Below are 24,395 nucleotides of genomic sequence, written 5' to 3' on the forward strand. Positions count from 1 at the left end.
CTACTATTTTGATAGGAGTTATAGAATTTTATATATATTTGCAAAACTTAAATCTCAATTCAAAATGAATAACAGTCTGAAAAATGAATTCGAAAATCTTGTAAAAGAGTCTAATGAAGCTTCTTTTCAAACTAATGGGCTGGAAATACTGACTAAAAGATTCCCGGGTAAAGTGATCTTTTCAACCAGTTTCAGTTACGAAGACCAGGTCATCACCCATCTGATAAAGGATTTAAATATTGAAATATTTACCCTGGATACGGGAAGACTTTTTGAACAAACTTATGAAACGTGGACATCCACTAAAGCTTTCTTTAAAAAGAACATCAAAGCCTATTATCCGGATATGGAAGAACTTAGAGAATTTGTCACAGAAAATGGTCCGGATTCTTTTTATCAATCTGTAGAAAAGAGGAAAGCATGCTGTACCATTCGAAAGGTTCATCCTTTAAAAAAAGCACTGGAAGGTTATAAAGTATGGATTACCGGTCTCAGATCCGAACATTCAGCCAACAGACAGAATATGCCCCAGCTGGAATGGGATCCGGATAACAAGATCATAAAATTTCATCCCATCCTTCACTGGACCACAGAACAGGTGACAACGTATGTAAAAGATCATCATTTGCCTTACAATCATCTTCATAAAAAAGGATTTGTAAGCATAGGATGCGAGCCCTGTACCAGAGCCATCAAAGAAGGGGAAGATTTCAGAGCAGGCCGTTGGTGGTGGGAAGATGCCAACAAAAAAGAATGCGGTCTGCATATTCATCAATAAAAAAAGAAAAAAATGTCAATACATCAGTTAAACTATTTAGATCAGTTAGAAGCCGAATCTATTTATATATTAAGAGAAGTCGCAGGTCAGTTTGAGCGTCCTGCCTTATTATTCAGTGGAGGAAAAGACAGTATTGTACTGGCTCATCTGGCGAGAAAAGCATTCTTCCACGGGAAAATCCCATTTACATTCGTTCATGTAGATACCGGGCATAATTTTCAGGAGGTATTGGATTTCCGTGATCAGCTGGTAAAAAAGTTAGAGGTCAATCTGGCTGTAAGAAAGGTGGAAGACACTATAAAAAGTAAAAAACTGACTGAGGCTAAAGGTAAATTTCCAAGCAGAAACTGGCTGCAAACTTATACACTTCTTGATACCATTGAAGAATTTGAATTTGATGCCTGCATCGGAGGCGCCAGAAGAGATGAAGAAAAAGCAAGAGCGAAAGAAAGGATATTCTCCGTTCGTGATGAATTCGGGCAGTGGGATCCTAAATTACAGCGTCCAGAGCTTTGGAATATTTTCAACGGAAAAATCCATAAAGGAGAAAATGTAAGGGTTTTCCCTATCAGCAACTGGACAGAGCTTGACATCTGGAATTATATCCGCAGAGAAAAAATTGCTCTCCCTTCCATCTATTTTGCGCATGAAAGAGAAGTAATCGATTTTAACGGCCAATGGCTTGCTAATTCTACACATGTCGTGTTAGAACCGGAAGATATCATTACTACCAAGAAAATCCGTTACCGTACAGTAGGAGATATGACCTGCACTGCTGCGGTAGAATCTAATGCGGTAACAATTGATGCCGTAATAGAAGAAATAGTAGCCACCAGAATTTCAGAACGTGGTGAAACCAGAATTGACGACAGGGTAACAGAAGCCGCAATGGAGGACCGAAAAAAAGGAGGCTATTTCTAGATAAGCAATCAACAATGAGTAATAAGTAATAGAATAGACAGCTTTACTTTTTAACAACAGAACATTACTCATAGCCCATTACTCATTATTTATAATTACAATCGGATGGATATATTAAGATTTATAACAGCAGGAAGCGTAGATGACGGCAAAAGTACCCTTATCGGAAGACTGCTTTACGATAGCAAAAGTATTTTACAGGACCAGTTGGAAGTCCTTGAAAAACATTCTAAAAACAAAAATGAAGACGGAGTAGACCTTGCCCTTTTAACAGATGGTCTGCGCGCAGAAAGAGAGCAGGGAATCACCATTGATGTTGCCTACCGTTACTTTTCAACGGCAAAGAGAAAATTCATCATTGCTGATGCTCCCGGGCATGTGCAGTATACCCGTAATATGATCACCGGAGCCTCTAATTCTGATCTGATGGTGATTCTGATCGATGCAAGAAAAGGAGTGATAGAGCAGACCAGAAGACATTCCATCATCGCTTCTTTATTACAGCTGAAAAAAGTAGCTGTAGCCATTAATAAAATGGACATGGTAGATTATTCCGAAGAAGTTTTTGAAAATATAAAATCAGAATATGCAAAAATTGCAGAAAATCTGGGATTAAATGACGTAAGCTATTTTCCAATCTCTGCATTAAAAGGTGATAATATTGTTTCAAAATCTACCAGAACAGACTGGTACGAAGGAAATTCACTTCTGGAATACCTTGAAGAAGTAACGATCAATGAAGAAAAAAATAACGGAAGCCGTTTTCAGGTTCAGTATGTAATCCGCCCTCAAACGGAAGAATTGCATGATTACAGAGGGTATGCCGGACAGATATTAAGTGGAAAATTTGCAAAAGGAGATAAAATTCACATTCTTCCCGCAGATCTCACCACCGAAATCACGAAAATTGAGATCAATGGTATTGAAAAAGAAGAAGCCTTTGAAGGTCAGCCTGCCGTTATCCACCTTGCTCATGATGTAGACATCAGCAGAGGAGATATTTTTGCCACGGAAGAACATACTCCCGCCGTTGAGAAAGACCTTGAAATTCTTTTATGCTGGCTTGATCAAAAACCTTTACAGCCGGGAAATAAATACCTTCTGCAACAAAACAGCAGACTTGTAAAAGCAGTAGTGAAAGAGGTAGACTACAAGATTAATGTCAATACTCTTGTCAGAGAACAGGTGGATGGAGAAATTAAATTGAATGAAATTGTAAAAGTTACCCTCCGTACAGCACAGCCTCTGGTTTACGACAGTTTTACCCATAATAAAACAACAGGTTCTGCCATTTTGGTGGATGAAACGTCCAATTCAACAGTAGCAGCCTGCATAATTCAATAGAAAAATGGCAAATTCCGATCAATTAATACAAAGAATTCATCAGACGAAACAAAATAATATTCATGGATTCTTTGATAAAATAAAGACTAAAAAATGGGTGAAGGATTTGTATGAAACACTTTTCCTTCCTCAGAATGACAATACAGAAGATCAGCTTAAAAGAAATTTTGAAGCACTTCAGGAGACTCTTTCGGATCTTATCAATACAGTAGCAGGAGATAAAATCCTTACTGAAAAGCAGGTCAGTCAGTTTTTTGAAGCTTTGCCGGAATTATATAATCAGTTGGTGCTGGATGCAAAATCCATTTTGGAATTTGATCCTGCTGCTGATTCACTGGAAGAAGTATACCTGGCATATCCCGGTTTTTTTGCCACCTATGTCTACCGTATTTCGCACCAGCTTTGGAATCAGGAGGTGAAAATTTTACCGCGTGTCATTTCAGAATATGCCCACAGCAAAACCGGGATTGATATTCATCCGGGAGCAACAATAGGAAAGTCTTTCTTTATTGACCATGGAACAGGAATCGTGATTGGAGAAACAACCATTATCGGGAATAATGTCAAAATTTATCAGGGAGTAACCCTCGGAGCTTTGAATGTTTCCAAAGAAAAAGCCCATCAGAAAAGGCATCCTAACATTGAAGATGATGTGATTATTTATTCGGGAGCCACTATTCTGGGAGGAGAAACCACCATTGGTAAAGAAAGTATTATCGGAGGAAATGTGTGGGTAACACAGGATGTACCGCCCAATTCTCTGGTCTACCATAAAAGTGAAATAAAAATAAAGGATAATAGTTCCTTACCGGAATCATTAACCTTTGTGATCTAAAAAAACAAAAATAAAAAGTACATTGATATGAAATTTCAGAATGCATTGGAAACGATTGGAAATACACCCGTCGTAAAAATTAACAAACTCTTCAATTCAGATCATGAAATCTGGATCAAACTTGAAAAAAGCAACCCTGGCGGAAGCATTAAAGATAGAATTGCATTATCAATGATAGAAGATGCAGAAGCCAAAGGATTATTAAATAAAGAAAGCGTTATCATAGAGCCTACCAGCGGAAATACAGGAATAGGACTGGCTTTGGTAGCTGCCGTAAAAGGATACAAACTCATTCTTGTCATGCCGGAAAGCATGAGTATAGAACGCCGCAAAATTATGGAAGCTTACGGAGCAGAATTCGTGCTTACTCCAAGAGAAAAAGGAATGAAGGGTGCTATTGAAAAAGCCAGTGAATTGGCTGAAGAAACACCCAATTCATGGATTCCGAGACAGTTCGACAATCCTGCCAATGTAAAAGTACATGTGGAAACTACCGCTCAGGAAATTTTAAAAGACTTCCCGGACGGGCTGGATTACATCATTACAGGAGTAGGAACCGGAGGACACATCACCGGAATCGCAAAAACGGTAAAAGAAAAATATCCTAACGTAAAAGTAATTGCTGTAGAACCGGAATTATCTCCTGTATTAAGTGGAGGAAGCCCGGCACCACATCCATTACAAGGATTAGGAGCAGGATTTGTCCCCTCCATTCTGGATATTACCCTTTTAGACGGAGTGATTACAGTGGGCAAAGAAGAAGCTTATGAATATGCTCTTAATGCCGCTAAAAAAGAAGGTCTTTTTGTGGGAGTGTCTACAGGAGCCGCTTTAGCAGCCATTGCCAAACAATTACCAGAAATACAGCCTAACGCTAAAATCCTTACCATCAATTACGATACCGGAGAAAGGTATCTGTCTGTAGAAGGACTTTTTTAAATCCTTAATTAACACCTACTTCAATGAAAACAAATATAAAATCACCAAAGGTCTATCTTATCGGTGCAGGGCCCGGCAATCCTGAACTGATCACTGTAAAAGCAGTAAAAGCTATTGCAGAAGCAGACGTCATTTTATGCGACCGCCTTGTAAGTCCGGAAATTCTGGAAACCTACGTTAATGAAAATACAGAAATCATTTATGTAGGAAAAGAATGCAGCAAAAATGCTTCCACCCCTCAGTCTCATATCAATGCTTTGATGGTGGAATATGCCTTTCAGAACAAAACTATTGTAAGACTGAAAGGAGGCGATGTTTCCATATTTTCCAATATTCTGGATGAATTGCAGGCTTTAAAACAGAATCATATTCCCTACGAAATTATTCCGGGAATTACAGCAGCTTTAGGAGCAGCAGCGTTTGCAGGAATGCCTTTAACAGCGAGAGGATATTCTACATCTGTACGTTTCCTGACGTATTATAAATCGGAGATTGTAAGTGAAGAGTACTGGAAAGAGCTTGCTTTAACCAATGATACTCTTGTTTTCTATATGTCAAAAGGAAACCTTACCCCTCTTGTAGAAAAACTGAAAGAACTTCAAATCTCAAGTGATAAAAAAATTGCAGTCATTGAACAGGCTACAACGCCTTTCCAGAAGGTCTACACCTCATCATTTGATGATTTTAATGAAAAATTCGGGGGCAAGAAATTTGCTTCACCTTCATTGGTTGTTGTGGGTAAAATTGTGAATCTCCACGAAGAATTTTCATGGCTTGAAAATGCCAAGCAGGAAGGTCTTTATTTTAAATCAGTAGAAAACGGAAGTCTAATCCCTACCACTCAAAATTTCTTTGAATATGCTGTCTGAAACTAAATTAAATGTATTAAAACAAATCTCCGGAGACCTTTCCAGAGATGAAGCCATCTGGGCAAGCGGATATTTGGCCGGAATAGCCGGAGGATCATCATTCACAGCTGTTCTACCGCCACAGGAAACGAGTAGTACTACACAGAATGTGGTAAAGAAAATAACACTGGCTTACGGTACAGAAACAGGAAACAGTAAAAAACTTGCCACAGCCCTTGCAGGTATCGTTAAGAAAAAAGGACTTCAGGTTAAATTGGCTGATCTTTCTCAATACAAGCCCAAAGATCTGGCAAAAGAAGAGTTCTTTTTCGTAGTCATCAGTACGCAGGGAGAAGGTGAACCACCAGCCCTTGCCAAAAAGTTCTACGATTATATCTATGAAAATGAAATTAATCTTAGCGCACTAAAATATGGAGTATTGGCATTGGGAGACAGCAGTTATCCTTTGTTCTGCCAAACCGGAGAAGATGTAGATTCACGTTTTGAAATATTAGGAGCTCAACGTGTTATTCCATTAAAGAAATGTGATATTGATTATGAGCAGGAATCCTCTCATTGGATAGAACATGTATTTGAAACGGTTAATAAAAATGCCAGTCAGAATACAAAAAATGTTTCAGCTGCAAAGGCATCTACTGGAAGAAAGAAATTTCAGGGAAAAGTTTCAGCCATCATCAATCTGAATGATATTACGTCTGAAAAAGAAACCTATCATATTGAAATTGAAACAGAAGAAGTACTTACATACCAACCTGGTGCATCTTTAGGAGTGATTCCATTCAATTCAAAAACGGTTGTCCATGAAATTATTACTCTCACAGGAATTGATCCTCAGAAACAGATCGAAACAGCAAAGATTACGGATTCTGTAGAAGAACTCCTGCACAAACATCTTAACATCAGCTATCTGCTTAAATCTGTTGTTGCTCAATATGCGAAAATAACAGGACATTCCATTCCGGAAGTCAGATTAAGCCTCCTTGATCTGCTTAGGATTTATCCGGTAAAAAATGCAGATGAATTTGAAGAAATTATTAAGATTTTAACCGCTCAGTCACCTCGTCTGTATTCAATTTCTTCTTCTGTAGAGGCGCATGGAGATACGGAAATTCATATTACCGTGGCCAGATCAGAATTTTTTATTGACCATCAGAAACATAATGGATTATGCAGTGGTTTTCTGAGTGAATTCAAAGAAGGAGAAGATATTGAGTTTTATATTCAGGATGCAGGGCACTTCAAATTGCCGGAAGCTGATAAAGACATTATTATGATTGGTCCGGGAACAGGAATAGCCCCTTTCAGGTCTTTCCTTTGGGAGCGTGATGCCACAGGAGCAGAAGGTAGAAACTGGCTGTTTTTCGGGGACAGAAACTTTGTATCAGATTTTCTTTATCAGGCCGAACTTCAGGATTTTCTCAAAACAGGCAGCTTAACGCATTTAGATCTTGCTTTTTCAAGAGATACAGCAGAGAAAGTATATGTTCAGCACAGATTGGAACAAAACGCTCAGAAAGTTTTTTACTGGCTGGAAGGTGGAGCATCGGTGTATGTATGTGGAGCCAAAGAACCAATGGCCTACGATGTAGAACAAACGCTTCTCACCATCATACAAAATGAAGGAAAACGCAGCAAAGAAGACGCTATAGTTTACCTCGAAGAAATGGAACTGAACGGCAGATATGCGAAAGATGTGTATTAAAAGAACTACTCGTAAAAATTAAAGGAAACAGTTATGAACAATGATAAAGAAAACCTTTCACCGGTAGAAAGGATTAAAACCAGCAGTAACGGGCTCAGAGGATCTTTAAAAGAGAGCCTTGCTGATCAATTTACCGGAGCCATAAGGGAAGATGACCAGACTCTGATCAAATTTCATGGAATGTACCAACAGGACGACAGAGACCGTAGGGAAGAACGTGTCTCCAAAAAACTGGAATGGTTATATTCTTATATGATCAGACTAAGGCTTCCCGGTGGCTTTTTAACTCCGGAACAATGGGTAGGATTGAATGAAACAGCAGAAGATCATTCCACAGGAACCATTAAAGTAACGACAAGACAAACGATTCAGCTGCATGGTATTTTAAAATCGCATTTAAGGCCTACCATTCAGAGCTTCAATCTGCAGCATCTGGATTCTATTGCGGCCTGTGGGGATGTCAACAGAAATGTAACGTGTACAGCCAATCCTTCGGAATCTCCTTTACAGCAGGAAGCTTACGAACTGGCAGGAAAAATCAGTGAAATGTGTCTTCCAAAAACCCAATCTTATTATGACATCTGGATTGATGATGAACTTCTGGTAGACCGTAAAGCAGAAGAAGATCCTCTGTATCAGGACAGATATCTTCCGAGAAAGCTGAAAATAGGAATCGCAGTCCCTCCTAATAATGATGTGGATGTATTCATTAATGATATTGCTTTAATTGCAATTATTGAAAATGATAAAATTGTTGGCTATAATATCGCTGCCGGAGGAGGATTAGGAGCAACTCACGGAAATGAAGCTACCTACGCACGTCTTGCATCCATCCTGGGATTTGTAGATACGGAAGAAAAAGTTTTGAAGGCTGTCTACGAAATCATCACGGTACAAAGAGACTTCGGAAACAGAAGCGACCGGAAATTATCAAGATTAAAATATACAATTGATAAATTAGGTATCGACCAGTACAGAGCTGAAGTAGAAAAAAGAACAGGATTCAGCTTTGAACCTGCCAGAGAATTTAAGTTTGAACAGAGAAAAGACCGTTATGGCTGGATTCAGAATCATGAAGGAAAATGGTTTTATACCGTATTTGTAGAGCACGGAAGAATTCTTAACACAGAGGAATATCCTTTAAAATCAGGATTATTAAAAATCGCACAAACTGGAAAAGCTAATTTCCGTTTTACCTGTAATCAGAATCTTATTCTTGCTGATATTGACGAAAAAGATAAGCCTGAAATTGAACATATTTTAAAAGAGCACGGAATTTCAGAATATACCAATGGAGCAAGCGCCTTACGTAAAAACTCTGTTGCCTGTGTGGCCCTGAACACTTGTTCATTGGCTTTGGCAGAAGCACAGCGTTATCTACCTTCTTTGGTCACGAAAATAGAACCTATTCTTGAAAAATATGGTCTGCTGGAAGAAGATATTACCATTCGTATGACCGGATGTCCAAATGGCTGTGGGAGATCTCCTAATGCCGAAATCGGATTTGTGGGGACAGCTTATGGGAAATATAATCTCCACATTGGAGGGGACCGTTTAGGAATGCGACTAAATACAAAATTTAAAGAAAATATTGGTGAGGAAGAAATTCTTACCACTCTGGATGAACTTTTCGGAATATATGTACAGAAAAGACTTGCAGAAGAAACATTTGGCGATTTTTCATACCGTTATTTACACACCTTAAATTAATTATATGGCTAATTTTCATTATGATCTGAAAAAAAACAAAAAAAATCAACCTCTTCTTTTAGGCGGACGAATGTGTATGTGTTGTTGATTCTTAAATAACAATACATACAAAGCTGTTTGAATATTTTGAACCATCAAGGAAAGTTAATACCAGAAACTGTCATTGCGAACCGAAGGTGAAGCAATCTCAGCAATAATATTAATGGCTTAAACCACTCCGTCAAAAATTCTTTGAATTTTCGCCACCTCTCCAAAAGAGGGGAATTCTAAGCCCTTCAATTATAATATTAACCAATATAGAAGACTTTCATCATAGAAGTAAAAAATTCAGACAGCTTCATTCTCAACCTAAAAAATGAAGAAAAAATGAAAAACAAAAAGCAGGGAAATTTTCTACCAAAAGCAGGTATTATTGCATTCACATTTCTATTCTTTAACTTCGCAGAAGCACAGCAGCAGCTTATAGAGCTTAGCGGAAGCATCAAAAATACAGATACACGAAAAGGTCTTGACTCCGTAAAAGTACAGATCGAAAATACACAGGATAACGCATTTACAGATCAGCTGGGTAACTTTAAGCTCAGAACAAGGGTTACCATTCCGTTTCGAGTGGTCATTCAAAAAGAAGGTTTTACAGGTCAAACCGTTGAAATCCTTTCCCCTTCCAACAAAATAACGATAGGTCTTAATCCACAGAACACCATCATTGATGATGTGGTAATTTCTGCCTCCAGAGTTCCGGAAAAAATATTAAGATCACCGATTGCCATTGAAAAAATTGATATTAAAACCATCAGAGAAAGTCCGGCAGCTTCGTTCTATGAAACATTGGAAAATGTAAAAGGACTTCAGCTTTTAACCTCAAGTCTTACGTTGAAAATTCCTAATTCGAGAGGTTTCAATTCACCTAATAATTTTCGATTCATGCAGCTGGTAGACGGGGTAGATGTACAGTCGGCAACGTTGGGAGTGCCATTGGGAAATGCAATAGGACCTACCGAACTGGATATCCAGTCTATGGAAGTCACTCCCGGAGCCGCTTCAGCATTGTACGGAATGAATGCCATCAACGGACTGGCCAGTTTACAGACCAAAGATCCGTTTACATCCGAAGGAATAAGCGTTTATTTCCGTGGCGGGGTGAATCATGTAGACAATTTTAATCATAAAATAAGTTCCCTGGGCGAAAGCGCCATTCGTTTTGCAAAAGTGATCAATAAAAATTTCGCTGTTAAAGTCAATGCCTCATATTTCAGTGGAACAGACTGGATTTCAAACAATCTGACTGATCAGAATTCAGGATCATTGGTCACAGCCAATCCTAATTTTGCGCTTGCCAACAATCCGGCAGAAGACCTTTGGAATAAATATGGTGATGAAAGAAATAACCGTGTAGCTGTAAAGGTAGATTACAACGGAAAGCCTACCACATTCAATGTTTCCAGAACAGGATATCTGGAGAAAGATCTTGTGAGTCCGGATGTGAAAAATATCAAGTTTGATGCGGGATTATACTACCGTTTCGGAGATCAGTGGAGAACATCTTACGTGTATCGTTATGGCTTACTGGACGGAACTTTCCAGAGAGGAAATAAAATCCGTTTGCAAAATGCTACTGTTCAGAACCACAAAATAGAACTGACAGGAAAGGAACTTACTTTCAGGGCTTATGTCTCGATAGAAAATACAGGAGATTCTTATAATCTGAAACCTTTGGCAGATAATCTTGATCTCACTAATCTTTCCAATACCAACTGGAGAAATATATTCCAAACAGCTCTTCAGAATAATCTGAATGCAGGAGCCAATCTTAATGACGCTTTTATTCTTGCTCGCCAACAGGCAGATAAAAACAGAGTCGTACCGGGAACTGCAGCCTTCGAACAGTTGAAAAATACCATTATCGGAATCAACAACTGGGATTCCGCAAATGGAGGAGTAGCAGGTGCTCCGGCAACGGGAGGGGCAAAACTTGAACAGAAATCCCGCTTTTATCAGGGAGAGCTTACTTATGATTTCAGCAGATTTGTGAAGATTTTCAATCTTCTGGCTGGTGTAGATTACCGTCTGTACAGTATTACTCCGGATGGAAACAATTTTGTTGATTTCGACCGTCCTGTGAATGAAAGAAACATTCCTTTAGCCAACGGCACCTTTGGGAAAGATGTTATTTATCAGAAATATGGAGCTTTTGCTCAGATTACCAAGCTTTTCTTTAATGATAAATTAAAAATCAACGCTGCTTTACGGATCGACAGAAATCCCGAATTTGAAGCCAAATTAAATCCGAGAATCAGTGTTGTTTATTCTCCGGTTAAAGAGCATAATTTCAGAGCTTCTTTTCAGAACGGATATCGTTTTCCATCCTTGTTTGAAGCACTTTCTTTCGTAAACAACGGAAATGTAAGAAGAGTGGGAGGTCTTTCAAAAGTAAATGACGGATTAGGTTATCTGGAAAATTCCTATACACTGGCTTCTATTGATAAATTCACCTCAGCAGTGAATGCAGATGTAGACGCCGGAAAAACTCAGGCTCAGGCCGCTCAGGATAACAAACAACTTTTAACTGTAGCCAATCTGCAGAAGTTACAGCCAGAAAAGATCAATTCATTTGAAGTAGGGTATAAGTCTGCTTTTTTCAATAATAAACTGGTGCTGGACTGGGATTTCTACTACAATATTTACGAAGGATTCCTTGGTCAGGTAGAAGTAGCTGTTCCAAAAAACAGCCAGGTAGGAAGCAATACGGCAGTTCTTGCAATGCTCGATAGAAGCAAACAGGACCGTTACAGGGTTTATACCAACAGCAACAGTACTTATAAAAGCTATGGAACCTCTTTAGGAATTCGTTATAATATTACAGGAAATTATAATGTCAATACCAATGTTTCCTATAATGATCTTGCATCCAATAATAGTTCAGACCTGTTTATCACAGCTTTCAACACTCCAAAATGGATGGTGAATGTAAGTGTAGGAAACAGAGAAATTGTTAAAAATATAGGGTTTACCCTTGTGGCAAGATGGCAAAGTGGCTTTATGTGGGAAAGTCCTTTAGCATCAGGAGCAATTCCGGCTTATTACACGATTGATGCTCAGGCCACATGGAAGCTTCCTGAAATTCGTGCAAATATTAAAATTGGAGCTACCAATTTACTGAACCGCCGTTATTTCCAGTATGCAGCAGGTCCTGAAATCGGAGGACTGTACTATCTCGCTTTTACTTATGATTTAAAACTGTAATCAGGATGAGTAATTCATTATATCCCATATTTTTAAAACTTGAAAACCTGTCACTGATCATCATTGGCGGTGGAAAGGTCGCTTTGGAAAAACTCGAATCTGTACTGGGCAATTCACCGGAAACTTCCATCAAACTGGTGGCAAAGGAGATTATTCCTGAAGTTAGAATCTTACAAAATCAGTTTTCCAATATTACACTGTACGAGAGAGCGTATGATGATCATGATTTTAATGATGCCGATCTCGCCATTATTGCAGTGAACGATATTGTTTTGGCAGGAGAGATCAGAAAAAAAGCCCAGAAAAGAAATGTATTGGTTAATGTTGCAGATAAGCCGGATTTGTGTGATTTTTATCTAGGTTCCATCGTTAAAAAAGGAAGTCTTAAAATTGCTATTTCCACCAATGGGAAATCTCCAACTATTGCTAAAAGATTAAGGGAAACCTTTACAGAAGTGATCCCTGACGAAATGGATCATGTATTGGATAATATGCAGAATATTCGCAATCAGCTCACCGGAGATTTCAATTATAAGGTTAAAGAACTCAACAAAATTACTACAAAATATCTGTCTGACGGAAAAGCTGCTGCAAAACCGGACATGGAAATTGAAAAGCTGATCAATATTACCAAAACAGCCCAAAGAAAAGCAAATATTTACCTTGCCGTTATTGGTGTTTTACTTCTTTTCGGATTATTTGGTCTGGTGGTGTATCAGTTCAATCTTTCCGGGGATATTCAGTACTTTCTGAATAAAGATGGCCATATCTTTTACTGGATGCTTTTTGCAGGTTTTATGGCAGAAATTGTGGCCGGATCCATGGGAATGGGATATGGTGTAATCTGTACCACAATCCTTTTATTGCTGAATGTTCCGCCACCCGTTGTAAGTGCAAGTATTCACTCTGCAGAGTCATTTACTACTGCTGCCGGAAGCTTCAGTCATTATAAACTGGGAAATGTCAATAAAAAAATGGTATGGGTTTTATTCCCACTGGCTATTGTAGGCTCTATTATTGGTGCTTTGACCTTATCCCACTATGGCGAACAGTACGCTCATATTGTAAAACCTATTATTGCCTGCTACACCTTGTATCTTGGAATCAATATCTTAAGAAATGCATTCAAAGATAAAAAATCAGGACAAGTTAAAAACAAACGGAGAACCAATCTCAGAGTATTGGGACTCGCAGGTGGTTTTATTGATTCCTTTGCAGGAGGCGGATGGGGACCATTGGTAACCGGAACCCTGATTAAAGAGGGAAGGATTCCCCGTTATGTAGTGGGAAGTTCTACGGTAGCCAAGTTTTTACTGACAATAACAAGCGCCGTTACATTCATTTTTACAATTGGTATTCATCACTGGAATATTGTGTTGGGACTTTTATTGGGTGGTGTTTTTACAGCTCCGTTTTCTGCAATGCTTACCTCAAAGCTTCCCACAAAGAAGATGTTTGTTGTGGTGGGAATAGTGGTAATCATAATGAGTCTTGTTACGATAACAAAATCAATTTTATCATAAGAAATTGATCATAATAAACCTTCGGGAAAAGTGTATTTTTTTGAACGCAAAGCTTTTAATGTTTTACTTTAATTTTGAGGGATCAAAGGGGAAAAATCAATGATACAGTTTATCAAAACGATCATTACTCATTTTTAGTAGAAATCTGAAACCATTAAATCTTTGCGTTTTTATTTTAATACTTTTAAGGTATTTATAGTTCCTGCACTTTATGTACGTAAACTGAATGTTTCTTTCTCCAATTCAGAAACAACTACTTTAGCCATTTCTTTAGAGCTGAAAGGGTTTTGTCCTGTAATCAGATTACCATCAGCCACCACATTGGAGGTCATAGGAATCAATGCTTTTTTGTAATGTACACCACGCTCCTTAAGAGCTGCTTCAAGATTAAAGGGCACTTCATTTTTTCTTCTGGCCAATGTTTCTTCAAACCAGTCAAATCCGGTGATATTCCGGCCTTTAATCATATACTCACCGTTTGAAAGGCGTACATTCAGTAATCCTCCGACACCGTGACAGATTGCGGCCACCATTTTATTATTTTCATACTGATTTCTGAGGATTTCCTGCAAAGTAACATTGTCAGGAAAATCATACATCGTTCCGTGCCCTCCTGTAAGATAAATACAGTCGAAAGATTCATCCTTTATCTCATCAAGGCTTCTTGTATGAGCCAGTTCGTTCATAAATTCCGGACTTTCATAATATTTTTTTGAAATCGTGTCAAGTACGAGCGGTTTCAGGCTTTCCGGATCAACAGGAGTATTTCCGCCTTTAGGAGAAGCTATGGTAACGGCCCATTCTTTTATTTTTGCTGATTGATAAATATGGGTAAGTTCGCTCAGCCATAATCCGGTTTTAAGATGGCCGCTGGCATATCGATCTATGTTTGTTACAATTAATAAGATATTTTTCATCGCGGTATCATTAATTAAAAGATTTTCTGAATTCCAGGGGAGAAACTGCCGTTTGGTTTTTAAATAAACGGTGAAAAGACTGAGGATGTTCAAATCCTAAACGGTAAGCAATCTCAGAAACAGACATTCCGGTGGTAGAAAGCATCTCCTTTGCTTTTTCAATCACTCGGTTCTGAATATGCTGCTGCGTTGTCTGCCCGGTAAGTACTCTCAGCATATCACTCAGATAATTAGGACTTATATTCATCTGTGCGGCCACTAACTGTACTGTTGGAATGCCGTTAATCAAAAGTTTTTCATCTTTAAAATACTCATTGAGTAAAGTTTCAAGCTGGGTTAAAAGATCATGATTCACTTTTTTCCGGGTTAAAAACTGTCGGTTGTAAAATCTGTCACAGTATTTTAAGAGCAAATCTAGGTTAGATACCAATAAATCCTGGGTAAAACCATCCATATTGGTTTCTATTTCTCTGCTGATATTATTCATGATGTCCGTTACAGATTTTTCCTCTTTTTCTGAGAGATAAAGGGCTTCATTGGCCATATAGGAGAAATAGCCATAATCTTTTATGGTGCGGGCTAAAGGATATCCGTGCAGAAAGTCAGGGTGAATAACGAGTACATTTCCTTTCACCTCAGAGAGCAGAATGTCTTCAAACTGAAGAACCTGATAGGGAGCAATAAAATACATGATTCCATCCTCAAAATCATAATAATGCTGTCCGTATTTGCATCTTCCTGCACAATCTTTTTTAATGGAAATGACATAGAAATCTGTGGTCACCGCACTCAGAATGGTTTCCGGATCTACATGTACTTCATTAAAATCAAATACACTCACCAATGGATGGGAAGGCTTTTTCAGCTTTAGGTATTGGTGTAATGCGGTGATTGAGGTTATTTTTTCAGGAGCTTTCATTGTATATCTTTTTTACCACCCGTCAAAATTTTTTGAATTTTCATCCCCTCCGGAGAAGTGGGATTTCAGGCTCTTCGGTTGTGGTGTTTCTGTCTCTAAGTTACTTATTTTAGCAGGATTATCCTGTGGCCTGCTGTTCTTTTTTGATCTGTTCAATTCCCTGTCTGTAAGTAGTTACCGGAAATTTGGGAAATCTTTTTCTGAATTTTGTATCATCAAACAGATTATCATACTGATATCTTGGAAGCAGTTCCAATAATTCTTTGGCATTTTTATTGAATAAAGATCCGATGGTAAAAAACAGTTTAGGAATTACAGAATACCTGAATTCTTTTCCGTAAATCTGAGAAGCCAATGCTATAAATTCTGTATAATTAAGTTTATGATCATCTACCGGCAGATGCCATGTCTGCCCGTAAGCATCGGGAGTATTTCCGATTAAAGCTGTTGCACGGCTTGCATCTGGAGTCCAGATCAGGCTTCGTAATTGATCATCTCTTAAAGGAACTCTCAGTTTTTTATCTTCTTTAATGGCGTTGAAAATAAGACTATTGGTAATACTCTGCGTTTTTCCGGGACCATAGAATTCAGGCGCTCTGCAAATAACTGCTTCTATTGTTCCGGCTTTCATTTCTTTTAAAAGCATTTCTGTCATCTGCTTTCGTACCATTCCTTTTTTTCCTACAGGAGCAAATTGGGTCTCTTCCGTTAAAACTTCATTATTTTGAGGATACATATAAGTATTGTCAAAAAAGACAAGCTTGGTACCATTGATCTTACAGGCTTCAATAACGTTTTTCAATATTACCAGAAATTGTTTTTCCCACAAATCAGTATCCATAGGTAGCCCAAGAGTAAAATAAGCAGTTTCACTTCCTTTTACAGCTTCAATTGCTTTTTCTCTGTCTGATAAATCAGCGGAGAAAACAGAATCTGTAGCATTTACTTTTTTAGCGTTTCTGCTTACAATGCGGATGTCTGATGTATAATTTCTTTTCAGTTCTCTTGCCAGTTCTTCACCAATCTGTCCATTGGCTCCTAATATCGTTTGCATCTTTTTCTATTTTAAGGTGATGTATTGCATTGAAAATAAACAGGATATTTTCAATCGTTTTTATTGATGATGCAAAATTCGGGCATAATTATAAAATCCGGGTAGCTTAATCTATGAAAGTTGTAACATAATCTCTGAGATCATAAAAAAACTGGGATAGTAAAGATAACAACGTTTCCCTTTCTATCCCAGCTTGACTGTTCTGTTAATTTTGTTTAATTTTTCCTATCCAGAGCCAGATAATTATCATCAATTCTGCTGATCAATATATAAAATAGACCTGCATAAATCATCTGAATGCCCATGGCTTCCCAGTTTTCAACAGTACTGCTTCCAAAAAGCAGCAAGACAATGAGAGAAGCTCCAGCTATTGTAGCAATTCGGGTTTTAAAACCAATCATCAGCAATAATCCGATGAGAAATTCAAAAAGGGGAGTGTTATTCCAAAGATTTGTACAAGTGTCTGAGGAAGCCAGCTTGTTTCAAAACCTTTCATCATTCCTGATGCAAAGTCCTGCAGTTTTACGAGACGGATCAATCCGTGTCCCAGGAGATTGATTCCCATAGATACACGAAGGAAAAAATAGGCTGTTTTTGGATTTTTTGTATTCATAGAGATGTTTTTGGATGGAGGACAGAAGTATGAAGCTGGGGGTTATACAAGTTATAAAAGTACTTTGTGACCTTATAAAACCATTCATCCAGCCTCCAGCTTCATTAGTTATTATTATATTTTTCTTCACTGTTGTCAACAGGAGTATTGGGATCATTCATTACCATTTTAACAATATCATCTTTTCTCATAAAAACGACACCCTGTTTTTCTTTGGTATACTTAATAAACTTCTCCATTGCATGCACCATTGCAGGAGTTCCGCCAATTCTGTCGTGAAAACTGATGCTCATCATTCTTCTCTTTGATGCTCCTTCCTCGTAAAGACGGTCAAATTCAAATTTCAGCTGTGTCAAAAACTGATCAGGGCTCCAGTGTTTTCCTTCAATATTGACAATGTCATTATTACGCAAGGTATAAGGAATGACAACAAATTTTTTCCCGTTTACTTTGGTAATGAAAGGCTCATCATGGCTTAAGTCATCTATATGATACAGAAAACCAAGTTCCTGTAATACCTGAAGGGTATTCGGACTTCGTCTGAGCCAATTGGCGTTATAACCCACAGCTTTCTGACCTGTAATCTTTTCAACAACGTTTACACCTTTTTTCACAAAATTCAGCTCATCAGTATAATTTTTATTCCACTGCTGGTCCCAGGCAATACCGTGGGCTGCAATTTCATGTCCTCCCTTTGCAATAGCTTTGGCTACTTCGGGATACCTTTCGGCAGCTGTTCCTACTACGTGGGATGTTACTTTAATATCATATTTTTTCCATAAATCCAGCATACGGTAAATGCCTTCATTCGCTCCATAGCGATACCAGCTTTCTGCCGGAAGATCGGGTTGTCCTGCAGGAAGGGGAGTGCCGCTGAACGGGCTTTCTGCACCATCCGGCTGGCCGCCGGTTTCAAACTGCATTGATACGGAAATAACCAATTGAGCTCCATTAGGCCAGTACTTTTTAGTTGAGACCTGTGTTCTATGCTGCTGCTTTTTATCTGTTTTATCCCTGTCATCACGATCAGAAAAGGACATCAAAGCGATTGCTGAAGCAACCAGCAGTACGGATTGTTTTATGTATTTCATTTTGAATGTATTGATAGGACAAAATTCATCAATAAACAAACATGATTTATTGTAAAAATTAATGGTAAATTTGTAAAAATCCATTCTTCTATGAAGCGAATTGTCAATTTCAATTCTTTTAATGTTTTCAGTATTGAAAAGGAAACCTGGGATGTAGAATACCACAATCATAACTTTTATGAGGTGGTTATTATCGAAAATGGAAGAGGGTTTCATCATCTCAACAGCATTACTTTTCCTTACAAAAAGGGAGATGTTTTTTTCCTTAGACCCAGCGACGGTCATGAGTTTTCTATTAAAAGCAAAACAAAATTCATTTATATTAAATTTACGGAGCAGTATATATGGGAAAATCTTTTATCTAATAAAAAGAATGAGCTCAAAAAAGTAATTCAGCTGCTAATGGAAGATCATTCTTTCGTCTATGAATCAGTGATTAAAAATAAAACAGACAGGGAACATCTGCTACAGCTTGCCCGGATTCTTCTGTATGAATTCAGTCATAAGAATACCTATAATAAAGAAATTACCACCGATATTTTCTCGGGGATCATCACCATCATGATCCGAAACATTATGAACGCCACCACCAAAAAGTGGATCGCACAAAATGCAAGCAGAATTGAAAGAATCCTGTATTATATTAATGTCAATGCTTTGGATGCAGATAAAATGAAAATTGAAAAACTTGCCAAAGAATTTATGCTTTCACCCAATTATATCAGTATGTATACCAAAAAGCAAACGGGCTTCTCTGTACAGCAGCATGTTATACAGCTGAAAATAAAAACAGCTGAAAAACTTTTATTGCAAAGTCATTACAATATCAGTGAAATTGCAGACAAACTGGGCTTTAATGATGCCAGTCATTTCAATAAAATATTCAAGGTATATAAAGAAATGTCTCCTTCTGAATTTAAAAAGAAATCAACAGTAAAAACAGTAGTTTAAGTGCAATTTATCTGAGGATCCCTATTGCCTTTAAAGCACTGGACGTTAAAAAAATATCATCAAAAACAGTGAGGGATTCTACATCATGAAACCCTGCAGGGATCAGATCATTTTTATTAAAAGACAGCTCAATGGAGGGGTCATATGCAGCAATAATTCTCACTTTTGAATATCCGTTATAATCCACTTTGAATGCTTCAAACATGCAGTTTTGTTCGGCCTTCTGATATTCGGCATATTCTTCAAATCCTGCAGTATCTGTTCTTTTTCCGTCATTATGACCAAGAGATTTCCACTCAAAATAATTTTTAGGCTCTTTGAGGATATTTCCTTTTGAGTCTACAGGAACAAACATGCCAAGGGTCAAACGCTTCTTTAAAAAATTAGCATAATTATTCATCAGATTTAAAATCTGCAGATCGGCATATCCTTCGTGCGAATAATATTCCAGCACGAAAGTGGTCATCGGAATCAGCTTATGAGAAGCATCAGTCGGCATATTGAGTGTTTACTTTTTGGCCGATAAAAATAGTATTTTTATTTACGCTACCCAATGCTGGCGGGTGATTAGGATGGAATTTATACCCATTCTGAATAACAATAACTTTGGAACAAACTCTCATTTTCAGTATTTTTGAAGGAATAACTATAAACTTGTTTACACTTTTTTGAACCATTAAGATTGCATTAAGGAGGTTAGAGTATTAAAATGAACTTCGCTTTAAGCTTAAAAATCAGAATGATTTATCTTAACTTAACTATGCTTTACTGCTTAAATCTTTCTTTATGGTTTAAAAAATATCCAATTTTTGATAAGTTAAACAACTCATATATAAACCATTATAAACCCACCTGCAAAAAGCATAAAATATTTTACATACACCTATTACAATATGTTGAATAAGATACTATTGGCATTTGGTCTTATCCAGTGCTTCTTTTACAATATCCAGGCTCAGAGTGCCGGAGCCCATCCTGTCTATACCTCAGAATGGGGATATCTTTATAAGGAAAGCGGAAAAAATAAAGATCTTTTGGGTATATTTTCTACTGAAGCTCCTGTTTATGTTCTGGATTCTACCCAAACACAATACAAAGTACAGGTAAACAACGGGGATATTGGTTTTATAGACCGCCAGCCCTTGCAAAAATCCATGCGGGGAAAGAAATCTGCCGGTGAACCCACTCAGTATTTCTATCGCGGAGCCCAAGGATATCAATGTCCACACTTCTATGTACAGGTATCGGAATTACGTGTGAGAAAAGCGCCTACCACAGAAAGCACAGCAACCCGAAGAGCAAGTTTAAATGAGCTGGTCTGTATTGACTACGTTCCTTTATATCAAGATGGCTGGGTCTATATTGGTGATCATTTCCATGAAAATCCTGAATATATTCAAATGAAATATCTGGGTACTGAACTTACTTATGATAAAATTCTCAAAGAATATCTGACGGCAAAAGGAAAGAATAGGGAAAAAGAATTAACCCAGGTTGGAAGATTACGTGAAATAGCATGGATTGAAGATAAAAACCTTAAACAAGCTTTACAGTATTGGAAAGAATCTTACAGCAGTTCCGGAGTAGAAAACCCAAAAGTAGATATTGATTTTGAGCTCCTTCTGGCAGATCAATTTGCTAAAAAACCCTCAACAGAAACCTATGAAAAAAAACTGAAAGCTTTAAATATGCATTTTGTATGGAAGGAAACCCAGCTTTTTGACGGTAAAATTACCGATACACAGCTAAAACAGCTGGAAATGCAGAAAGTAAAAGATATTCCCAATACGCCAGAATGCGGCTGGGAACCTCAATATTTTTATAAAAATCCTAATATCATAGTGGCTTTTGAAGAATACAAAAGCAAAGTTTCCGGAAGTATTTACAAAATGTCTTTTAGCAATGGTGAAGCCGTGGTTTTAGGAAACGAGTACATGGATTCTAATTACGATGAAAAGAATTTTGTAACCTATTTTGGAGATTTGCTTTCTTCACGCTGGATTTCCTCCCCACATGAATACTACATTCAGAATGGAGATGCAGGACTCTTTATTTTCACTTTTAAAGATGGTAAACTTTTCAGTTATGAATGCATGTTTTATTGTTAGACAATTTTAAACATTTTTATCAATAGAAGAGGCTGTCTCAAAAGTGTCATTCTGAACACAGACTAAAAGTCTGCAAACAAAGTTCTGAAATGTAGTAAAGAATCTCATATATTTGGTTATCAATGAGATTCTTCCTTCGTCAGAGTGACAAAAGCCAGATTGTTTGACTTTTGAGACTGCCGCTTAATTTATTATTTACCATAAAAAAGGGTTCAGCCAAAAACTTAATAATCAGATATAATTTTCCAAGATCGGTGATTAAATTTTAAAGCCGTATCTTTACGTCACCAAACAAAATATTACAATATGTCATTTATTACACCGGAAGGAGCCAGGAAGGCTCAGCTATCCCTATCAGAAAGGGCACCCGTTGCCCACGCAGTTCTCTCGGGGAAGAGAATATTTCGAAATATAACAGTGGAGTATGTCATGATGTGGTAGCTTATGCATTGTATATGCGTGGCGCCAGGATAAGTCCAACTCAGCTTGCAGAATCAGCAGGACAGAAATGGTTAACCTTATTCAATTATCCGGCAGGAGAAAAATGGGACGGATATGCACCCATTCCGGCAGGGAAAGCCATTGGTTTTTACAGACTTATTGATAAAACTTTCTTTCATTCTGCAATTACTACAGGAAACGGAAACGAAATAAGATCTGTTAACGGATTTTCATTAGGGTCTGCATGGAATGTGCCTGTAGATATGAAATGGGTATTAGGCAAAAGAAATTCTGATGGTACCTTCAATTATGACGGAACCAAAATAGAAGTTTACATCTCTTCTTTATAACACCTTATAAAAGGGTAAAAAGGCAGATGAGCAAATTCGCTTTTCTGCCTTTTTATTTTTATGCGTCAGCACATTTCGGGCAGATCCCGCTGATAATAAAATTAAATTCCTGCGCAATAAAGTGTTCCGGTAAACTGATTTCCGGAATTGCATTTTCAATGCACGTCACAGAATGACATTCTTTACAATTAAAATGAACATGATTGTGGAAATGCTGCTCATGAGTACATTTACCACTACATTTTGCAAAATTTACCACACCGTCGATATTAACGATCTTGTGTATTTCACCTTCATTTTCAAGCCTTTCCAAAACCCTGTAAATGGTTACTCTATTGCATAAATCTCCCAGCTTCTTCTGAATATCTGAGTGGGTAAGGGCAACATCTGAACCATTAATAAGGTTCAAAATCTCAGTTTTGGCATGTGTATTTCTAACCTGTTTCATATTTTAATGCAACAAAGTTGCGTTATTTAATTTTTTATTTCTACTTTTGCAACAAAGTTACGATAAGAAAATTAATCCATACTATTATGAAATCAAAAATTCTTGATGCTGTAGGAATCTCCGCTGCTGTTTTATGCCTGATTCATTGTATTATCTTTCCGTTATTGCTGATTGTTCCGTTGGGAATATCACACAATCCCTATATTGATCTGGCTTTCCTTTGCATTGGAGCCGTTGTAGTATTCAGGATAACGAAGAAAATGGAAAACAGATGGCTGAAGTTTCTATTCTGGCTATCCATTGGTTTGATTTTCATTTCTATACTGGCCGATTTTCTGTTTGAAATTCATATTCCTCTGATCTATATTGGAGCTGCCGGCCTGATTACAGGTCATATCATCAATTTTAAAAATCATAAGCATTAAAATATGACTAAAAAACTTCCTGTAACAGTACTCAGCGGCTTTCTGGGAGCTGGAAAAACTACACTACTGAATCATATTCTGCACAACAAACAGGGCTTAAAAGTAGCTGTTATTGTGAATGATATGAGTGAAGTCAATATTGATGCGCGTCTTGTTGAAAATCAAAACACCCTTTCAAGAACTGAAGAAAAGCTGGTGGAAATGAGTAACGGATGTATTTGCTGTACGCTCCGTGAAGATCTGATGGTGGAAGTAGAACGTCTCGCTCATGAAAACCGTTTTGATTATCTTCTTATTGAAAGCACGGGAATCAGTGAACCTATTCCTGTAGCTCAAACCTTTACTTATATTGATGAAGAAAGCGGAATAGATCTTTCCCGATTCAGCTATGTAGATACTATGGTAACGGTGGTTGATTGTTTCAATTTTATGAAAGATTTTGGTTCTGGTGAACTGTTGATGGATCGTGATCTTACGGATATGGAAGGAGATTACAGAACTATTGTCAATCTTCTGACTGATCAGATTGAATTTGCCAATGTGATTATTTTAAATAAAACAGATCTCATAGATGCTGAAACACTAGGTTTTTTAACTGCTGCTATTAAAAAACTGAATCCAGACGCTAACCTTTTACATTCAGAGTTTGGGAAAATTGAGCCTCAAAAGATTCTAAATACACAACTTTTTGATTTTGATAAGGCACAGTCTTCAGCAGGTTGGCAAAAAGAATTACAATCTGATCATCACACTCCGGAAACTGAAGAATATGGAATAAGTTCATTCGTTTTCAGAGATAAAAAACCATTCCATCCTATAAGACTTTGGGAATATTTAAACCATCATTATCCGGAGGGTGCCATCAGGGCTAAAGGTTTGTTTTGGCTGGCCTCAAGACCTGATGATGCCTTAAATTTTTCTCAGGCCGGAGGTTCTTTCAGACTTGAAAAAGCTGGGGTTTGGTGGAGTAGTATGCCTTTACATCACAGGGTGCAATATTCTTCATTTGCAGAAAATCAGGCTTTTATAGAAAGCAGATGGGATAGAAACTGGGGTGACAGAATCAATGAGCTTGTATTTATCGGACAGAACTTAGATAAAGATCAAATGCTTTCAGACCTTCAATATTGCCTGATTAATGATATAGAAAAAGAAATGTTTGATCAAAAAATAACTTTTGAAGATCCGTTTCTGGAGAATATTTAAAATTAACC

At 37.6% G+C, this 24,395-nt stretch carries 23 protein-coding genes; 15 read left to right on the forward strand and 8 right to left on the reverse strand.

Translation table 11 applies throughout. From position 1 onward, the window contains the following. Positions 1-64 precede the first annotated feature (64 nt). The 10 genes from CLU97_RS10320 to CLU97_RS10365 all read left to right on the forward strand — a co-directional run bounded on the left by CLU97_RS10320 (position 65) and on the right by CLU97_RS10365 (position 13,864). Complete coding sequence (locus CLU97_RS10320) at positions 65-778, forward strand: phosphoadenylyl-sulfate reductase (protein WP_121487851.1); 714 nt, start codon at positions 65-67, stop codon at positions 776-778. A gap of 12 nt (positions 779-790) precedes the next feature. Then, positions 791-1,699 (forward strand): sulfate adenylyltransferase subunit CysD, encoded by a 909-nt coding sequence (gene cysD, locus CLU97_RS10325; protein WP_121487852.1) that lies wholly within the window; start codon positions 791-793, stop codon positions 1,697-1,699. A gap of 105 nt (positions 1,700-1,804) precedes the next feature. Continuing rightward, positions 1,805-3,043, forward strand: coding sequence for a sulfate adenylyltransferase subunit 1 (locus tag CLU97_RS10330; RefSeq protein WP_121487853.1), 1,239 nt, complete (start codon positions 1,805-1,807; stop codon positions 3,041-3,043). Positions 3,044-3,047: 4 nt separating this feature from the next. After that, on the forward strand, positions 3,048-3,878 hold the full coding sequence (gene epsC, locus CLU97_RS10335) for a serine O-acetyltransferase EpsC (RefSeq protein ID WP_121487854.1): 831 nt from the start codon (positions 3,048-3,050) through the stop codon (positions 3,876-3,878). 27 nt (positions 3,879-3,905) lie between these two features. Continuing rightward, positions 3,906-4,817 (forward strand): cysteine synthase A, encoded by a 912-nt coding sequence (gene cysK, locus CLU97_RS10340; RefSeq protein WP_121487855.1) that lies wholly within the window; start codon positions 3,906-3,908, stop codon positions 4,815-4,817. A 23-nt stretch (positions 4,818-4,840) separates the two neighbouring features. Further along, positions 4,841-5,686, forward strand: a complete 846-nt coding sequence (gene cobA, locus CLU97_RS10345; protein WP_121487856.1) for a uroporphyrinogen-III C-methyltransferase — start codon at positions 4,841-4,843, stop codon at positions 5,684-5,686. Beyond that, positions 5,676-7,388, forward strand: a complete 1,713-nt coding sequence (locus tag CLU97_RS10350; RefSeq protein ID WP_121487857.1) for a sulfite reductase flavoprotein subunit alpha — start codon at positions 5,676-5,678, stop codon at positions 7,386-7,388. Before cobA ends, CLU97_RS10350 begins: the two co-directional genes overlap by 11 nt. A gap of 33 nt (positions 7,389-7,421) precedes the next feature. Beyond that, entirely contained in the window at positions 7,422-9,098 is a 1,677-nt protein-coding gene (locus tag CLU97_RS10355) for an NADPH-dependent assimilatory sulfite reductase hemoprotein subunit (RefSeq protein WP_121487858.1), read from the forward strand. A 366-nt stretch (positions 9,099-9,464) separates the two neighbouring features. Continuing rightward, positions 9,465-12,341 carry a TonB-dependent receptor gene (locus tag CLU97_RS10360; RefSeq protein ID WP_121487859.1) on the forward strand — a complete coding sequence of 959 codons (2,877 nt, stop codon included), beginning with the start codon at positions 9,465-9,467 and terminating at the stop codon, positions 12,339-12,341. Between the two features lie 5 nt (positions 12,342-12,346). Next, positions 12,347-13,864: a TSUP family transporter gene (locus CLU97_RS10365; protein WP_121487860.1), complete on the forward strand. Its 1,518-nt coding sequence runs from the start codon at positions 12,347-12,349 to the stop codon at positions 13,862-13,864. Between the two features lie 209 nt (positions 13,865-14,073). On the opposite strand, the gene CLU97_RS10370 is transcribed toward CLU97_RS10365, so the two are convergent. The 6 genes from CLU97_RS10370 to CLU97_RS10395 form a co-directional block, all read right to left on the reverse strand. Next, a complete protein-coding gene (locus CLU97_RS10370; RefSeq protein WP_121487861.1) occupies positions 14,074-14,781 on the reverse strand; it encodes a type 1 glutamine amidotransferase domain-containing protein in 708 nt (235 codons plus the stop codon). A 10-nt stretch (positions 14,782-14,791) separates the two neighbouring features. Next, positions 14,792-15,700, reverse strand: a complete 909-nt coding sequence (locus CLU97_RS10375; RefSeq protein WP_121487862.1) for a helix-turn-helix domain-containing protein — start codon at positions 15,698-15,700, stop codon at positions 14,792-14,794. A 118-nt stretch (positions 15,701-15,818) separates the two neighbouring features. Beyond that, entirely contained in the window at positions 15,819-16,754 is a 936-nt protein-coding gene (locus CLU97_RS10380) for an NAD-dependent epimerase/dehydratase family protein (protein ID WP_121487863.1), read from the reverse strand. Between the two features lie 215 nt (positions 16,755-16,969). Then, positions 16,970-17,155: a hypothetical protein gene (locus CLU97_RS10385; RefSeq protein WP_121487864.1), complete on the reverse strand. Its 186-nt coding sequence runs from the start codon at positions 17,153-17,155 to the stop codon at positions 16,970-16,972. Next, positions 17,155-17,367 carry a hypothetical protein gene (locus CLU97_RS10390; protein WP_121487865.1) on the reverse strand — a complete coding sequence of 71 codons (213 nt, stop codon included), beginning with the start codon at positions 17,365-17,367 and terminating at the stop codon, positions 17,155-17,157. The genes CLU97_RS10385 and CLU97_RS10390 overlap by 1 nt, the downstream gene beginning before the upstream one ends. A 104-nt stretch (positions 17,368-17,471) precedes the next feature. Next, positions 17,472-18,458, reverse strand: coding sequence for a polysaccharide deacetylase family protein (locus CLU97_RS10395; protein WP_121489703.1), 987 nt, complete (start codon positions 18,456-18,458; stop codon positions 17,472-17,474). Positions 18,459-18,548: 90 nt separating this feature from the next. Between CLU97_RS10395 and CLU97_RS10400 the strand changes: the two genes are divergently transcribed. Next, entirely contained in the window at positions 18,549-19,409 is an 861-nt protein-coding gene (locus CLU97_RS10400) for an AraC family transcriptional regulator (RefSeq protein ID WP_121487866.1), read from the forward strand. A 7-nt stretch (positions 19,410-19,416) separates the two neighbouring features. Here CLU97_RS10400 and CLU97_RS10405 read toward each other — a convergent pair whose 3' ends face one another. Continuing rightward, entirely contained in the window at positions 19,417-19,908 is a 492-nt protein-coding gene (locus tag CLU97_RS10405; RefSeq protein ID WP_121487867.1) for a hypothetical protein, read from the reverse strand. A 394-nt stretch (positions 19,909-20,302) separates the two neighbouring features. Between CLU97_RS10405 and CLU97_RS10415 the strand changes: the two genes are divergently transcribed. Both CLU97_RS10415 and CLU97_RS10420 read left to right on the forward strand, forming a co-directional pair. After that, the gene (locus tag CLU97_RS10415; protein WP_121487869.1) at positions 20,303-21,517 is read left to right on the forward strand and encodes a hypothetical protein; all 1,215 of its coding nucleotides are present in this window, start codon (positions 20,303-20,305) and stop codon (positions 21,515-21,517) included. Between the two features lie 434 nt (positions 21,518-21,951). After that, positions 21,952-22,308 carry a hypothetical protein gene (locus tag CLU97_RS10420; RefSeq protein WP_228437634.1) on the forward strand — a complete coding sequence of 119 codons (357 nt, stop codon included), beginning with the start codon at positions 21,952-21,954 and terminating at the stop codon, positions 22,306-22,308. A gap of 58 nt (positions 22,309-22,366) precedes the next feature. Here CLU97_RS10420 and CLU97_RS10425 read toward each other — a convergent pair whose 3' ends face one another. After that, a complete protein-coding gene (locus tag CLU97_RS10425) occupies positions 22,367-22,756 on the reverse strand; it encodes a Fur family transcriptional regulator (RefSeq protein WP_121487870.1) in 390 nt (129 codons plus the stop codon). Between the two features lie 86 nt (positions 22,757-22,842). On the opposite strand from CLU97_RS10425, the gene CLU97_RS10430 reads away from it, so the two are divergent. Continuing rightward, a complete protein-coding gene (locus CLU97_RS10430; RefSeq protein ID WP_121487871.1) occupies positions 22,843-23,181 on the forward strand; it encodes a MerC domain-containing protein in 339 nt (112 codons plus the stop codon). A gap of 3 nt (positions 23,182-23,184) precedes the next feature. Then, positions 23,185-24,387, forward strand: coding sequence for a GTP-binding protein (locus CLU97_RS10435; RefSeq protein ID WP_121487872.1), 1,203 nt, complete (start codon positions 23,185-23,187; stop codon positions 24,385-24,387). The last annotated feature ends 8 nt before the right edge of the window (positions 24,388-24,395 follow it).

The sequence above is a fragment of the Chryseobacterium sp. 7 genome, from assembly GCF_003663845.1.
Classification (GTDB): domain Bacteria; phylum Bacteroidota; class Bacteroidia; order Flavobacteriales; family Weeksellaceae; genus Chryseobacterium.